Below are 13,829 nucleotides of genomic sequence, written 5' to 3'. Positions count from 1 at the left end.
TTTTCCATCGTTTCCGCTCTTTTTCGGCACAAAAAAACTCCACCCCGTGGAATTTACTCCTACAAGGTGGAATTTAGTCTTACAAACTGGAATTAGCTTTTACAACTGACCTAAGTTTACTTTTTTGTTACTGTTCACTCGTAGTTCCAAACGTTGGTGAGATCGCCGAAATTTAAATTTTTTATTTTAACTGGTTTTTCTTATCCGGAAGGTTGTTTGTGGACAGCCTATCCGGATTTTCTTATCCCGTTTTCCGGATAGAATCGATATCCACATTTACCGGTCTCCTTCATGCCTACACGCCCCAAAATGTGGATATCAGTTCGGTCTAGTGGCTAAAAAGCGCCTTCTGCAGGCACCTGTACACATGGCATTTTGACTAATACTGAAACTCCTGCGATTCGCGTAAATACGTGCTTTTTTCTATACTTTTCGCATTGGGAGGTGACGAACTATGGGCATTGAAAAGATTATGCATATGCAGGAAGAACTGATCAAGACATATAAGAAGCAGATTTCTGGCCTCGAAAAAGAGAACGCAAGTCTACGCAAGATGCTGGATATGCAGAATGAAATCATAGAAACACAAAAGCAGGAACTTGAAGTTTTCGAACGGTTTTGGGATAAGGTACAGAAAGCTCATGAAAAAGCGGGATCTGATCGGAACGCTGCAGATGCAGCTGAAAGCGGCACAACATAAGATTGATGGTTACGAGTCTGGAAAAAGATACCAGAGGATCGAAGAAAGTCATCGTAAATCCAGAAGACACTATCAGCGGATCATCGAGCAGAAGAATGCCCGTATCCGCGAGCTTGAGCATACACTTGAAAAAGTCTGGAAATGGGTAGAGGAAATCTGCGAGGATCAGGAAAAAGAGCATCAGAAGGTTGTCAAAGAACTTAGGCGACAGCTTTCCGAGGCAATCGAACGATATCAGGCTGAAGCCAGAAAGTGTGACGAGGAGCATGCAATCAATGCTGCTCTTCGTCAGAAAAAATATGCACTCGAAACCGAACTGGAGGATGAGCGGGAAAAGAATAGAAAGCTGATCGCCCAGATCCGACGTGATTACGAGAATTCCTCGAAGCCATCCTCCCTGTCCCCTAATCATAAGAAGATCACCAATAACCGTGAGAGAACTGGGAAAAGACCGGGCGGCCAGCCTGGTCACCAGGGTCATAGACGTGCAAAGCAGGACGCAACCGAGGTGAAATACCTTGAAGCCGCTCCGGAAATCGTGAATGATCCGGATTTCAAGAAAACCGATAAGGTGATCAGTAAGCAGCTTGTCAACGTAAAGCTTGTCCTTGAAGTGACCGAATTCGGGCACACATCTACAGAAACTCAAAAACCGGCGAAACCTATCACGCTCCGTTTCCTAAAGGGGTGGTCGATGATGTCAACTACGGAGGAAGTGTCAAAGCTTTCCTGTATCTTCTGAATAATGACTGCGACACTTCTATCGATAAAAGCCGGAAATTCCTGTCCGAACTCACCAATGGAAAACTGAACATCTCCAAAGGCATGATCAGCCGGCTCGGCCATGAGTTTGCCATAAAAACCGAGGATGAACGTAAGAAGACCTTTAAAGATATACTCCTTACGCCTGTCATGCATACCGACTGCACCAATGCCCGCTACAACGGAAAGAGTGCCTATGTATTCATCTGTGCGGATCCGCAAGGGAACGCGCTCTACTTTGCGCGGGAGCACAAAGGACTTGAAGGCGTAAAAGGAACCGTGACAGAGGATTACCAGGGAACACTGGTACATGATCACGAGCTTACGTTTTTTAATTTCGGATCCGAACATCAGGAATGTCTCGCACACGTCCTCCGCTATCTGAAAGACAGCATGGAGAATGAACCTGACCGAACCTGGAACCAGGAAATGCATGCACTCGTGACAGAAATGATCCATTATCGGAATGAAACTGCCATCCATGCTGAACCCGATCTTAGCCAGATCTCTGCATTTGAAGCAAGGTATGACGAGATCCTGAAAAGGGCAACAGACGAATACGAATACGTGCTGCCCAGCAAATACTACCGAGATGGATACAACCTCTATCGCAGGATGGAGAAGTTCAAGGAAGCTCATCTCCGGTTCCTCTATGATTACACGATACCAACGACAAACAATGCTGCCGAGCGGTATCTGAGAAACTACAAAAGAAAGCAAAAGCAGGCTATATCGTTCAGAAGTTTCACATCTATCGAAGACCTCTGTAACGGAAAAAGCGTGCTTATTAAGATACGAAATAATGATGGAGCCAATGTGTTCCAGGAAGTCGCACAAAGATTTGACTCATAATAGCCAGAAAGGCCGGTCCGCATCAACTGAGATCAGTTTAGCGGTCCGGCCTTAACTATGCAAGGTTACGAGTGAACAGTAACTTTGTTGATGCTACCCGTAAGCACCAGCAGCTTCTTCACTGGTTCCTGTCCTTTTGTTATCGGAGTATTAACGCCATTTTTAGTGCCAAAATTAACGTCATTTTCGACGCCAATGGCGTTAATTTGTAAATCATCCCCAACTTGGGGACGATTTGCATCTGTAATCAATCGTCCTCAACCTGAGGACAAAATACTGCATCCTTATCCAGTTCATATGTAATGATGAATTCCACCTTTATCTAAAATCTGATGGCTTAAGTTCAGTGTATCGTGAAATCCAAGATTATCTAAATCATTTGTGGCATGGTTCAGTGCATCGGCAAACTTATCTACCATGTCATCGAATCGGCGAAGTGCCATTTTTACGCCGAGACCACATAACTTTGCTTCATTTGCAAAATGATCTCGAGATATTTGGCGGATGTCATAAATCCCATCGATACTAAAGGCCATATTTTCGGTGCTGCGTTCATAAACTACGGTACTTACGATATCATAAGCCGGTGCGATATGAATGGATCGTAAATCTTCGCTATATAGTAGTGAAACATTTTTTATATGATTATCGGTGTTGCCGATAAGATAGTTGAAAACACAAAGATCCCATAATTTCAGCTGGTCATGTAGTGGGTCCGAACAGTTTTTTCGGATCGTATCAAACATTCTTTTGAGATAATGCTGCCCATTTTTTTCATATTTATTTATGGCGGCAATCCCTAATGCCTGTGAAAAATCTTCTTGATGTAAGCGGTACGGAACCGGCATATGATTCAGCATTCTTTTTGAATCCTGCATTTTTCGATCGTAACGCTCAGTTGCAAAAAGAATATCTGCGTCATCACTACCGTTCAATTGTAAAATAAAGCTGTTTGGGACATCAATCCCGACATTCTTTGCGGTCAGCAAACATAATTGCTCATTTGCGACAATTCTCTTTAATCGAACATGGCTCTGCTTTATGATATGTGTGCTTGGTGCATCTCCGATAGGTAAATACCACTGATGTTTCTCATAATCATAATATAAACCGACTTTTCCAGATGCACCAGTGAGCGAAAGATGGGATTTACTTACAAATTCTGCGGATTCGCTTGCGCCTTCCGCCGCAAGTGCAGTTATTTCGTGATCTTCTAAAGGTCTATAAGCTGCTTTGATTTCGCCATTTATCGGATCAACTATTTTAATAGCCCCCAGGCACTCGCTGCCGAGAACGGAAAGAAGTGTCAAGTAATCTGATTCATCAGCGCAAAGTCTCTCTGCGACACATCTGCGTGTAAAACCTTCTGGCAGTAATCCCTCGAAGAAACATTTCGTCTCTTCGGGACTGAAACGCTTTTTCTCGATCGGTAGACTGATCGATATGGGGCGACAGTCAGGTGTCGATAAATAGATATCGTCATACGAAAAAAAAGAATTAGAAGAATCTGTACCGGTAATGTGCCCGACACAGGTGCTGATTCCGCATATTTCCATCATAACAGTAAGATTAAACATGGCTATCCTCGTTTCTCGGCAATGATGTCCATGCCTAAAATGTTTGCAAGGTGTATTGCTTTTTCAAGCTCTGCCGTAGGTTTGCCACGCTCCAGATCAGAAATATAGCTTATACTGAAGCCGGTTAACTCAGCAAGAGTACTCTGCGTATAGTGAAGTTCTTTTCGACGATTACGAATCGCAAGTCCGAAATCGCTTGAATCATAAAGCTTCATAAGGTTGCCTCGATTCTGCCGTACGGCTTATTTTAAAGTTGAGTTTGGTTATTTGGTTCGTACGGCTAAATTATACTTGCATTTATAAATAATGAGCCGTACGGCTAATTTATCACAAATGAATTATATAATTAGCCGTACGGCGTAGTCAAGCGATATACATCATCATTATTCGCACCATTCCGTCAGCAGGTTGCCGTCCCCTTCGGTCCTCTGCCGGATCAGTACACGAGTGAACTATAACCAGTAAACTTGACCGTCAGATCATCGCCTAGAACTGTGTATTCCGGTGCAGAGGAACCCAGCTCTCTGCCATGTTCAAAGACTCCTCTTATATATGGTTTCGTCACTTTATCTTCGCCAGCACGTCTTGGAACTTCGCATAGTTCACCTTCACTCCGTCATTAAAAAATCTCGCCCCACAAAATTTGCACTTTCGCCCCAATTTTTCATGCTGTAAACGTTCATCCAGTGTGAATACACCGTTATGTAACATCGATGGATGAACATACAGAAAGAGCCCGGAAACAACGTATTTACGTCATTTCCGGGCTCTCTTCCAAGTGATTTCTCACCCTATAAAGAAAGCTGGCAACCGGAATCGGACCGGTGACCTCCGCACTACCAATGCGACGCACTACCGACTGTGCTATGCCAGCATTCCGTTCCCTCTCGAGAACTTCTATACTTTATCATGGAGACCCTGCTCTGTCAACCACGAATTTACTTTTTTTGTAAAAAGTTTATGTGGACATTATTTTGCACATAACGGCACGGCGCAGATATACGGATACGGTGCTTATCTGCGTTGTGCAGGGCGTTTCCTGCGTGCTCTTAGCCGAAGCCGATATGAGGGCCAGTTAAGCTGTGAATTATTCCGAGAAAAACTTCGCCTTGATCTTCTCCGTCGGCATCCTCTCGCCGGTCCAGAGCTCGAAGGCAGCTGCGCCCTGGTACAGCAGCATGTTGATGCCGTTGAAGGACTTGAGGCCGCAGGCCTCAGCCATCTCGAGGAGCTTCGTCTTCCGCGGATTATAGATGACGTCGGCGACGACCAGCGGAGCCGCTGCCCGCTGCGTAAGCCAGGACGGATCCTGGATGATGCAGGCATCGGTATGCGGTGCCATGCCGACATTCGTCGCGTTGATGAGGAGACAGGACTCCGCGATCTGCTGCTGCATCACAGCATCCTCATAGTCATAGACCGTGACATGGCAGTGGGTACGTTCGTTCAGCTCGGCGACGACACGAGCGGTCCGATCGTGGAAGCGGCTGGTGGCGCGCTCGAAGACCGCTACCTCGCGGGCACCATCGAGCGCGAGCTGCACGAGGATGGCGATCCCGGCCCCACCGGTACCGAGCAGCGTCACCTTCTGTCCGCGGAAATCGACGCCTTCCTGACGTGCCGACTCCGTGAAGCCGATACCGTCCGTGGTATGTCCCGTCGCCGTGCCATCGTCCTCGAGGACAACGGTATTGACTGAACCGGCGATCTCTGCTGCCGGACTCAGCCGGTCACAGAGCGCGACGGCCTCCGTCTTCAGCGGCATCGTGAGGTTGAAGCCGCGCACGCCCATCCTCCGGAAGCTGTCCATCACGCCGGCGAGCTCCCCCTCTTTCACATCGAAGGCGAGGTAACGGTAGTCGAGCCCGAGCTCCGCGAAGGCCTCGTTGTGCATCGCCGGGGACATGCTGTGCGCCACCGGGCTGCCGAGCAGACAGATCATTTTCGTGCGTCCTGAAATTTCCATATTTCCTCCATCATCCAGAACAGGGAACCCGGCGTCCCGCCTGCGATTCCCTGCCATTTTCTTCCTATACGATTATATGTGGCCAATGTTTACATCAGCCCACATGCCGTCAGTTCAGTCGCTGCCGTACGATTTCGTACGCGAGCACGCCGCACGCGACGGATGCGTTCAGAGAGTCGATGTCGCCCTTCATCGGGATGGAGGCGACCATATCGCACTTCTCCTTCACGAGGCGGGAAACGCCCTCGCCCTCGTTCCCGATGACGAGTCCGATCGCACCCTTCAGATTCAGCTTATACATGAGCTCGCCGTCCATATCCGCACAGACGAACCATATGCCCTCCTTCTTCAGCTCCTCGATGGTCTGGCCGATGTTGGTGACCTTCGCCACACGGGTATGCTCCAGCGCGCCGGCCGAGCTCTTCGCCACGGTCGAGGTCAGCCCAACGGCACGCCGCTCGCGGATGATGACACCATGGGCGCCGGCGAGATTCGCCGTACGGATCATCGCGCCGAGGTTATGCGGATCCTCGATGCCGTCGAGGATGAAGAGGAACGGATCCTCGTTCTTCTCACGGGCAGCGTCGAGCATCTCCTGCACGCTGCTGTAGTGGAATGCCGCAAGGTAGGCCGCTACACCCTGGTGGCTCGCCCCCTGTCCGGCGATCTCATCGAGGCGCTCCTTCTTCACGAATTCCGGCTTCACACCGGCCTTCTTCGCCTCACGTAAAATCGTGGAAATCGGGCCGTCGTGGAGCCCGTCCTGTACGAACAGACGATCGATCGCCTTGCCCGCACGAAATGCTTCGATGACCGGATTTCGTCCGATCAGTGTAAATTCTTCGTCTCTCATGCTTAGATCCTTCTCCTATGCTCACATCCATGGCCGACTCCGAGAGCCGGTACACATCGGAGACGGTCTCCGATACAGGATGTGATGTTTGAACCGAAAAAACGCAGTTTTTCAACTGGCTTATTCTTTTTCTGCTTCTGCCGCCGGCTCGTGCCGGATCTCGCCGTAGCGGTCCTCCAGCGCCTGCAGGTGGGTGATGCCTCTCGCCTCCAGATCGATCATGCGCTCGTACTGCTCCGTCAGATACAGGTATCCGATCAGCGCCTCGAAGCCTGTCGCGCGGCGGTACTCCTGGATGGAGCTGTTCTTGCTGTGCGTTGCAGACTTCTGATTGCGGCCACGACGGTAGACGGACATCTCCTCGTCCGTCAGCACGCCCTGTCCGATGAGAAAGCCCATGATCTCCGACTGCGCATGTGCACAGACGAAGGTCGTCTTTTTCTGGTTGACAGCATTGACCACACCCGGGAAGTTCGACACCACATACTCCCGCACGGCGAGGTCATAGAGACAGTCGCCGATGTACGCGAGAATAAGCGGTGAAGTCGTCTGGACATCCACCGCTTTCAGATTCAGCTTTTCCTTATAGAGCTTGAAAATCTCGTAATCCATCAGGCACGACTCCACTTCACGCCTTCTCTGGTATCCTTGAGAACGATACCCATGGCGAGCAGCTGGTCACGGATTTCATCCGCCCGGGCGAAGTCCTTCGCCTTACGTGCTGCCTGACGCTCCTCGATCAGCTTCTCGACCTCACTGTCGAGATCATCCTTCTTGAGCTCCGTACGAATGCCCAGGACACCCATGAGAAGCTCGAGTTTCGCAAGCACATAGTCCACGTATGCCTTCGTGCTCTCCTCGGTCGCCGTGATGTTCGCCACACGAACGAGCTCGAAGATCGCCGTGATCGCATCTGCGGTGTTCAGATCGTCGTCCATCTTGCTGTTGAAGGTTTCCTGCAGCTGATCGACCGCCTTCTGATCCTCCAGCTCCTTCTCCGTCATCGCATCGCCCTGTGCCTTCGCACTCAGCTCACGCAGACGATCCAGCGCCGTGTAGATACGGTCGAGGGAGGTCTTCGCAGCATCCATGAGCTCCTTACTGAAGTTCAGCGGATTACGGTAGTGGGCGCTCAGCATGTAGAAGCGGAGCACCATCGGATCATACTGCGCGGTGATGTCACGGACGGTAAAGAAGTTACCGAGGGACTTACTCATCTTCTGGTTGTTGATATTGATGAATCCGTTGTGCATCCAGTAGTTCGAGAAGGTCTCGTGGTGTGCACTCTCATACTGTGCGATCTCGTTCTCGTGGTGCGGGAAGATGAGGTCCTCACCACCGGCATGGATGTCGAGACGTCCGCCGCAGTACTTCGGAGCCATGACGCAGCACTCGGTGTGCCAGCCCGGACGACCCTCGCACCATGGAGACTCCCAGTACGGCTCGCCGTCCTTCTTCGGCTTCCAGAGTACGAAATCGGTCGAGGTACGCTTGCCCTCCTCACCGGACACCTTCAGATCACGGAAACCGGACTGCAGCTCATCGATGTTCTTGTGACTCAGCTTTCCGTAGCCGCGGAAGGAGGTCGTATCGAAATAAACGGTACCATCGGCAGCGACATAAGCATTACCGCCCTCGATCAGGGTCTTGATCAGATCGATCATGCCCTGGATCTCCTCGGTCGCCTTCGGGTGTGCGCTCGCCGGCTCGATGTTCATCGCATCCATGTCCTTCTCGACCTCGGCGATGTACTTCTTCGTGATCTCGCCGCAGCTCACGCCCTCTTCGATGGACTCCTTGATGATCTTGTCGTCGACATCGGTATAGTTCGACACATAGGTCACCTTATAGCCCTGATACTCCATATAGCGACGGAAGGTATCAAACACGATCATCGGACGCGCGTTACCGATATGGATGAAGTTGTAGACCGTCGGTCCACAGACATACATACGGATCTTGCCCTCCTCGATCGGCTTAAACTCTTCCTTCATGCGGGACATCGTATTAAAAATCTTCATAGTATCTCCTCTGCCCATGATTTCTGCCCGCCCGGTAAAATTTCTATGACGGCACATCCTGCGTTCGCCAATGCTTCTGGCGCTACATCATCGCTTCTCATAGGGTCATATAAAACTATTTTAAGGCTTAAAGACGCGCGCGTCAATGACAATGAGGCCCTGCCGGACGGCCCTCTCATGGAGTAACAAAGAAGCCTTGCCATAGGCAAGGCTCTGAATACGTTCGCCACTAGGGCATCCATGCGCCGCTCCGTCCTTTGGACGGCCCTCTCATGGATTAGCAAAGAAGCCTTGCCATAGGCAAGGCTCTGAATACGTTCGCCACTAGGGCATCCATGCGCCGCTCCGTCCTTTGGACGGCCCTCTCATGGATTAGCGCTGATACTGGTTGAAGAACTGCTGGAACTGCTGCCACAGCTGCTCCTGGTCGCTGCTGCCGGAGCCGTTCGAGCCCTGGCTGCCGTCCGAGCCGTTGCCGTTTGAGCCATTACCGTTCGAACTGCTGCCGCCGTTCTGAGAGAACGGGTCGTTTGCGGAGCCCTGGTTCTGCTGACTCTGTGTGCCGGACTTCTTGTTGGTGTTCGAGGTCTCGGAGGAGCCCAGGGTGACGTCGACGGTTACCTCGTCATACTGGCTGCCGTTCGGACGCTTGACGGTGACCTTGACAGTCTCGCCGGCCTTATACTTCGAAAGAAGGTTCGAGAGATCGTCGAAGGTGTTGACGCCCTGACCATCCAGTGCGGTGATGATATCCTTCTCCTGGAGGCCGCTGTTCTCAGCATTGGAGCCCTCAGTGAACTTATAGATGAAGACGCCCTGCGGCATGTCGAAGGTCTGTGCGGTCTGCGCATCGATGTTCTTGACCTGGATGCCGAGGTAACCACGCTCATCCTCCGGAACGGCCTGACGTGTAGTCAGTGTGGACAGTGAGTCGATGACCTTCTTCGCCTTCGCGGATGGGATGGAGTAGCCCATACCCTCGACATCGGTATCACTGTACTTCGCGACGTTGATGCCGATCAGCTCGCCCTGCATGTTGAGGAGTGCGCCGCCGGAGTTGCCCGGGTTGATGGCGGCATCCGTCTGGAGAAGTCCAGACTCGCTGCTCTCACTGGTCTGTACATCTCTGTCCTTCGCGGAGATGATACCGGTGGTGACGGACTGACCGTAGCCCAGTGCGTTACCGATCGCCACGACCTGATCGCCGACCTGTATGTCATCGCTGTTGCCAATGCTGATGACCTTCAGCGCATCCATCGTCGCCTGAGGAATATCGGAAAGCTTTACAGCGACCACGGCGAGATCCGCGGAGGCATCGGTACCCTTGATTTCAGCATCGACACTCTCGTTATCACAGAAGGTGACGGAGAGGGAGCTCGAATCAGCGACCACATGGTTGTTGGTGACGATCAGAAGCTCGGTATCATTCTTTCCGACGATGACGCCGGAACCACTCGCCGGTACCTCGGTCTCATAATTCTGGTAGTTCCCGAACAGGGAGAAGCCGTTCGCCTGATACTTCATCATATTGGTGATGGCGACAACCGACGGCATCGCGTTCTTCGCGACCTCACTGACGGAGCCATAGCCAAGCGTGGATGCCGGAGCGGTACCACTGCCCGCTGCGCCTGCCGCCTGTGTTTCCGCGGCAGCCTGGGTCGCGGCGGCGGTGGTCTCCGGTGTGACGGCCTGGGCGCCACTGTCACTCTGGTAAGCGATGCCGGCCTTCTGGGCGGCGACATTGACCCCGACCATGGATGCACCGGCGACGGCACCGAACAATACAGCACCTAAAACTATTCCTGCTACTTTTTTCATCATGAACCTCCTGAGAAAGTGTAGTTCCTGATCGATCGTATATGTTCATTCATCGTGATCTGGTAAAGCCGGACTGCGATCGCAACAGACCTTCTGCGTTCTGCTGCCGACCGCCGCTTCGACGATCACGGATGATGCTCATGCACATCAGCTATCTTTCTGTTTACATCGAGTATGATACGTGATTTCTGTGTTGAATTTGTGTCTTAGATTTGGAGAATTTGTGAAAAACGCGCTCGTGTACAGTCGATATAGAAGGTATTCTGAAGCGAAGATTTTCACAGGTGAAGCATAGAATTTCGAAGGGATTCGAAGGGGCAGTTTATAGTCTTTTTAGAGATGAAGCGACTGAAAAATGCTATAATTTTTTCATATAAAGCTTCGGAGGAAGTATGTATTATTTCATCATCAATCCGGAGGCCTCAGGTGGCCGCGGACGAAAAATCTGGGATAAGGTACTCAAATATTTAAAACGGACACATAATACGGAGAACTACGAGGTATATCTTACGGAGAAGGCCGGCGATGCGCGCCGCTACGCACAGCAGCTGTCCGAGCGCTGTCCGGAGAAGCGGACGATCACCGTCATCGGTGGCGAGGGTACGCTGAACGAGGTCGTGGACGGACTGCACATGGACGGTGACCGTGTGTCCGTCGCCTATATTCCGACGAAAACGGATAACGACATCGCGCGCTGCTATCGGAAGCGCTATACACTGCGCGCGCAGCTGAAGCGTCTCCGGAATCCGTCGGATGAGCTGCTGCTCGATTATGGTGTGCTGAACTGTGCGACCATGAATCGCCGCTTCGCGGTGAGCTCCGGGATCGGCTTCGATGCGGCGCTCTTTCCAGCGCTGTATGCCGAGGGGTATGACGGTGCGGGCGACACGAAAAAGCCGTTCTTCCAGCGACGGCGGGCGAGCTATTTCCATATCTTCGTGCGGGAGCTGATCCATGCGCGTCCGAGTCATGGCTATGTGATCCTCGATGGCGATAAGCGCCACGAGTTCAACAACATCCTGTTCATCTCGGCGCATGTACATCCCTTCGATGGTGGCTATATGGTCTGCCCGAAGGCCGACGGAGCGGATGGTTACCTCGATATCTGTATCGTGAGCACGAAGTATAAGTGGCGGCTCCTCCTGATCATGCTGGCGAGCATCTTCGGAAAGCATGTCACCCATACCGGTGTGCATCTCTACCGCTGCCGTGAGGCCGTGATCCATACGGATCGGGCACTTCCGGTGCATGTGGATGGCGAGTCGATCGGTGAGCAGACGGACTATACGCTGACCTGCATTCCGAAGAAGCTGCGGCTGCGGCTCTGAGCGGATATACACTTTCGTCAAAAGACCCGGAGGGCCAGCCCTCCGGGTCTTTTGACGGAAACTTAAATCAGCAGTGCGACGGCCTGTGCGCTGATGCCTTCGCCACGACCGGTGAAGCCGAGATGCTCCTCCGTGGTGGCCTTGATGGACACCTGGTCGACGGAAAGGTTCAGGGCCTTCGCGACATTCGTACGCATCTCCGGGAGATAGCTCATCAGCTTCGGACGCTGCGCGATGATAGTAGAGTCGATGTTCTCGATGCTGTAGCCATGAGCGGCGAGGATGAGGCCGACCTCATGAAGCAGCTGTACGGAATCAGCGCCCTTATAGCGCGGATCCGTATCCGGGAAGTGCTGCCCGATATCACCGAGGGCGGCTGCACCGAGCAGTGCATCCATGATGGCATGCACGATAACATCCGCATCACTGTGACCGTCGAGACCACGCTCATACGGGATGGTCACGCCGCCGAGGATCAGTGCACGTCCCTCGACCAGTTTATGTACATCATATCCTGTTCCGATTCTCATAAAAACCTCCATTACATAAAATTCTGTGGATCCACATAGCTTCCGTTTTCACGGATGCCGAAGTGGAGATGTGGTCCGGTTGAGTAGCCGGTGGAGCCGACGGAGCCGATGCTCTCGCCCTGCTTGACTTCCTGCCCCTCGGAGACACCGAGGTTTGCCATGTGCATGTAGACGGTATACACACCGCTGCCATGGTTGATCATCACGTAGTTTCCGGCCGAGGCAGAGTAGGTTGCGATCACGACCTCACCGCCGGCGGCCGCCACGACCTTCGAGCCACTGGATGCCGCGATGTCGATGCCCTTATGATAGGTGCTGGCACCCTCGGTCGGCGCTTCACGGGAGCCGAAGGTACTGCTGATGCGGCCTCCCGACGGAACCGGCCAGGTGAATCCGCCACTCATCGTTCGCGTCGTGTAGTCCGACTTCACCTTCTCGACCGAATCCGGATCCTTACCGGCAGCGACGGCCGCCTTCCGGGCCGCCTCTTCCTTCGCCTTCGCCTCGGCTTCGGCCTTCTTCCGTGCCTCCTCTTCCTGCCGTTTGATTTCCTTCTCCATCGCGGCGATCGTGCTCTCCTGCTCCTCGATGTCCGCGTAGAGTGCATTGATCTCACCCTGCTGCTGGTTCGCCGTCGACTGCGCCGAGCGGATCTTCTGATTATAGGCGGCGAGCTCCTGGTTCTTCTGTGCGAGCAGGGTCGCCACGCTCTGCTGCTTCGCGCTCGCGGATGCCTGCATCGTCACCAGCTGCGCCTGCTCCGCCTCGAGCTGCAGATTCGTGTTCGTGATAAACTGCTTCGTCGCCGCAAACTCGTCCAGCTTCTGCCGGTCATACTCCGTGATCTTCGCGATGTACTCCGCCTTGTTGAGGAGATCTGCCCAGCTTTCGGCATTCAGGATCATGTCGATGAAGCTCGTATCACCCTTCTCGTACATGAAGCGGATGCGCAGCTTCATGCTGGCATACTGGTCCGACTCGGTCTGCGCCGCCTCGGCGAGCTGCCCCTGCGTGAACTGGATGTCCAGCTGCTTCTGCGCGATGGAAGCATTGAGCTCGTTCACCTCGTTCGTGAGCTCCGTCATGCTCTGGTCGAGTGCTTTGATGTAGCTCGCGGTATCTGCCTTCTGGTCCTTGAGCCCGCTGATGGTATCGTTCACCTTCGCCTGCTCTTCCTTCAGTGCATCGATGGCCGCCTGATTCGCGTCGATCGTTTTCTGCGCCGACGCGATCTGCTTCTTCTCCGTCTCCGCCGCGAGGTTCGGCTTCGCCGTGCAGCAGAGGGACAGCACGAGCGCCGCCGCAAGCATATTCAGTTTCGCTGATTTCTTTTTTCTCATGTCTTCTTTCTTTCGGCTGATGCCTTCGTCCTTCGCATCCGCATGTCGCGGATCGTCTTCCAGACCTCGATGCATCGACGAG

General features: G+C 52.5%; 14 protein-coding genes and 1 tRNA gene. 4 read left to right on the top strand and 11 right to left on the bottom strand.

Annotation, left to right across the window (positions count from 1 at the left end; genetic code table 11):
- The first annotated feature begins 454 nt into the window (after positions 1-454).
- The 3 genes from ACTQ52_RS09050 to ACTQ52_RS09040 are packed head-to-tail and all read left to right on the top strand — an operon-like array spanning position 455 to position 2,314.
- Positions 455-700 (top strand): hypothetical protein, encoded by a 246-nt coding sequence (locus tag ACTQ52_RS09050; RefSeq protein ID WP_441982417.1) that lies wholly within the window; start codon positions 455-457, stop codon positions 698-700.
- A complete protein-coding gene (locus ACTQ52_RS09045; protein WP_441982416.1) occupies positions 642-1,442 on the top strand; it encodes a DUF6444 domain-containing protein in 801 nt (266 codons plus the stop codon). The genes ACTQ52_RS09050 and ACTQ52_RS09045 overlap by 59 nt, the downstream gene beginning before the upstream one ends.
- Positions 1,388-2,314, top strand: coding sequence for an IS66 family transposase (locus tag ACTQ52_RS09040; protein ID WP_441982415.1), 927 nt, complete (start codon positions 1,388-1,390; stop codon positions 2,312-2,314). Before ACTQ52_RS09045 ends, ACTQ52_RS09040 begins: the two co-directional genes overlap by 55 nt.
- A 65-nt stretch (positions 2,315-2,379) precedes the next feature.
- Here ACTQ52_RS09040 and ACTQ52_RS09035 read toward each other — a convergent pair whose 3' ends face one another.
- From ACTQ52_RS09035 to ACTQ52_RS08995, 9 genes are all read right to left on the bottom strand, one after another.
- Positions 2,380-2,565, bottom strand: coding sequence for a hypothetical protein (locus ACTQ52_RS09035; protein ID WP_441982414.1), 186 nt, complete (start codon positions 2,563-2,565; stop codon positions 2,380-2,382).
- A 42-nt stretch (positions 2,566-2,607) separates the two neighbouring features.
- Entirely contained in the window at positions 2,608-3,891 is a 1,284-nt protein-coding gene (locus ACTQ52_RS09030) for a HipA domain-containing protein (protein ID WP_441982413.1), read from the bottom strand.
- A 2-nt stretch (positions 3,892-3,893) separates the two neighbouring features.
- A complete protein-coding gene (locus ACTQ52_RS09025) occupies positions 3,894-4,106 on the bottom strand; it encodes a helix-turn-helix domain-containing protein (protein ID WP_410043719.1) in 213 nt (70 codons plus the stop codon).
- 586 nt (positions 4,107-4,692) lie between these two features.
- Positions 4,693-4,765 (bottom strand) — tRNA-Thr (locus ACTQ52_RS09020).
- A 213-nt stretch (positions 4,766-4,978) separates the two neighbouring features.
- On the bottom strand, positions 4,979-5,857 hold the full coding sequence (gene aroE / locus ACTQ52_RS09015; protein WP_441982412.1) for a shikimate dehydrogenase: 879 nt from the start codon (positions 5,855-5,857) through the stop codon (positions 4,979-4,981).
- Between the two features lie 109 nt (positions 5,858-5,966).
- On the bottom strand, positions 5,967-6,710 hold the full coding sequence (gene rlmB / locus ACTQ52_RS09010; RefSeq protein WP_410043721.1) for a 23S rRNA (guanosine(2251)-2'-O)-methyltransferase RlmB: 744 nt from the start codon (positions 6,708-6,710) through the stop codon (positions 5,967-5,969).
- A 120-nt stretch (positions 6,711-6,830) separates the two neighbouring features.
- Positions 6,831-7,322 carry a Mini-ribonuclease 3 gene (locus ACTQ52_RS09005; RefSeq protein ID WP_441982411.1) on the bottom strand — a complete coding sequence of 164 codons (492 nt, stop codon included), beginning with the start codon at positions 7,320-7,322 and terminating at the stop codon, positions 6,831-6,833.
- Positions 7,322-8,731, bottom strand: coding sequence for a cysteine--tRNA ligase (cysS, locus tag ACTQ52_RS09000; RefSeq protein ID WP_410043723.1), 1,410 nt, complete (start codon positions 8,729-8,731; stop codon positions 7,322-7,324). The genes ACTQ52_RS09005 and cysS overlap by 1 nt, the downstream gene beginning before the upstream one ends.
- Before the next feature lie 372 nt (positions 8,732-9,103).
- A complete protein-coding gene (locus ACTQ52_RS08995) occupies positions 9,104-10,552 on the bottom strand; it encodes a S1C family serine protease (protein WP_441982410.1) in 1,449 nt (482 codons plus the stop codon).
- 389 nt (positions 10,553-10,941) lie between these two features.
- Between ACTQ52_RS08995 and ACTQ52_RS08990 the strand changes: the two genes are divergently transcribed.
- Positions 10,942-11,877, top strand: coding sequence for a diacylglycerol/lipid kinase family protein (locus ACTQ52_RS08990; protein WP_441226882.1), 936 nt, complete (start codon positions 10,942-10,944; stop codon positions 11,875-11,877).
- A 62-nt stretch (positions 11,878-11,939) separates the two neighbouring features.
- Here ACTQ52_RS08990 and ispF read toward each other — a convergent pair whose 3' ends face one another.
- Positions 11,940-12,407: a 2-C-methyl-D-erythritol 2,4-cyclodiphosphate synthase gene (gene ispF, locus ACTQ52_RS08985; RefSeq protein WP_441982409.1), complete on the bottom strand. Its 468-nt coding sequence runs from the start codon at positions 12,405-12,407 to the stop codon at positions 11,940-11,942.
- An 11-nt stretch (positions 12,408-12,418) separates the two neighbouring features.
- The gene (locus tag ACTQ52_RS08980) at positions 12,419-13,747 is read right to left on the bottom strand and encodes a murein hydrolase activator EnvC family protein (RefSeq protein WP_441982408.1); all 1,329 of its coding nucleotides are present in this window, start codon (positions 13,745-13,747) and stop codon (positions 12,419-12,421) included.
- Positions 13,748-13,829 lie beyond the last annotated feature (82 nt).

The organism is Oribacterium sp. Sow4_G1_1, from assembly GCF_052116105.1.
GTDB lineage: Bacteria > Bacillota > Clostridia > Lachnospirales > Lachnospiraceae > Oribacterium.
Note: the sequence above shows the minus strand (reverse complement) of the source record. Positions and strands in the feature narration are given on the sequence as shown.

Excerpts from the sequence above, each read along its gene's own strand:
- ACTQ52_RS09050 (WP_441982417.1), top strand. The coding sequence starts at position 455 with ATGGGCATTGAAAAGATTATGCATATGCAGGAAGAACTGATCAAGACA.
- ACTQ52_RS08980 (WP_441982408.1), bottom strand. The coding sequence starts at position 13,747 with ATGAGAAAAAAGAAATCAGCGAAACTGAATATGCTTGCGGCGGCGCTC.
- ispF (WP_441982409.1), bottom strand. The coding sequence starts at position 12,407 with ATGAGAATCGGAACAGGATATGATGTACATAAACTGGTCGAGGGACGT.
- ACTQ52_RS08990 (WP_441226882.1), top strand. The coding sequence starts at position 10,942 with ATGTATTATTTCATCATCAATCCGGAGGCCTCAGGTGGCCGCGGACGA.
- ACTQ52_RS09025 (WP_410043719.1), bottom strand. The coding sequence starts at position 4,106 with ATGAAGCTTTATGATTCAAGCGATTTCGGACTTGCGATTCGTAATCGT.
- ACTQ52_RS09005 (WP_441982411.1), bottom strand. The coding sequence starts at position 7,322 with ATGGATTACGAGATTTTCAAGCTCTATAAGGAAAAGCTGAATCTGAAA.
- ACTQ52_RS08995 (WP_441982410.1), bottom strand. The coding sequence starts at position 10,552 with ATGATGAAAAAAGTAGCAGGAATAGTTTTAGGTGCTGTATTGTTCGGT.
- rlmB (WP_410043721.1), bottom strand. The coding sequence starts at position 6,710 with ATGAGAGACGAAGAATTTACACTGATCGGACGAAATCCGGTCATCGAA.
- aroE (WP_441982412.1), bottom strand. The coding sequence starts at position 5,857 with ATGGAAATTTCAGGACGCACGAAAATGATCTGTCTGCTCGGCAGCCCG.
- ACTQ52_RS09030 (WP_441982413.1), bottom strand. The coding sequence starts at position 3,891 with ATGTTTAATCTTACTGTTATGATGGAAATATGCGGAATCAGCACCTGT.
- cysS (WP_410043723.1), bottom strand. The coding sequence starts at position 8,731 with ATGAAGATTTTTAATACGATGTCCCGCATGAAGGAAGAGTTTAAGCCG.
- ACTQ52_RS09045 (WP_441982416.1), top strand. The coding sequence starts at position 642 with ATGAAAAAGCGGGATCTGATCGGAACGCTGCAGATGCAGCTGAAAGCG.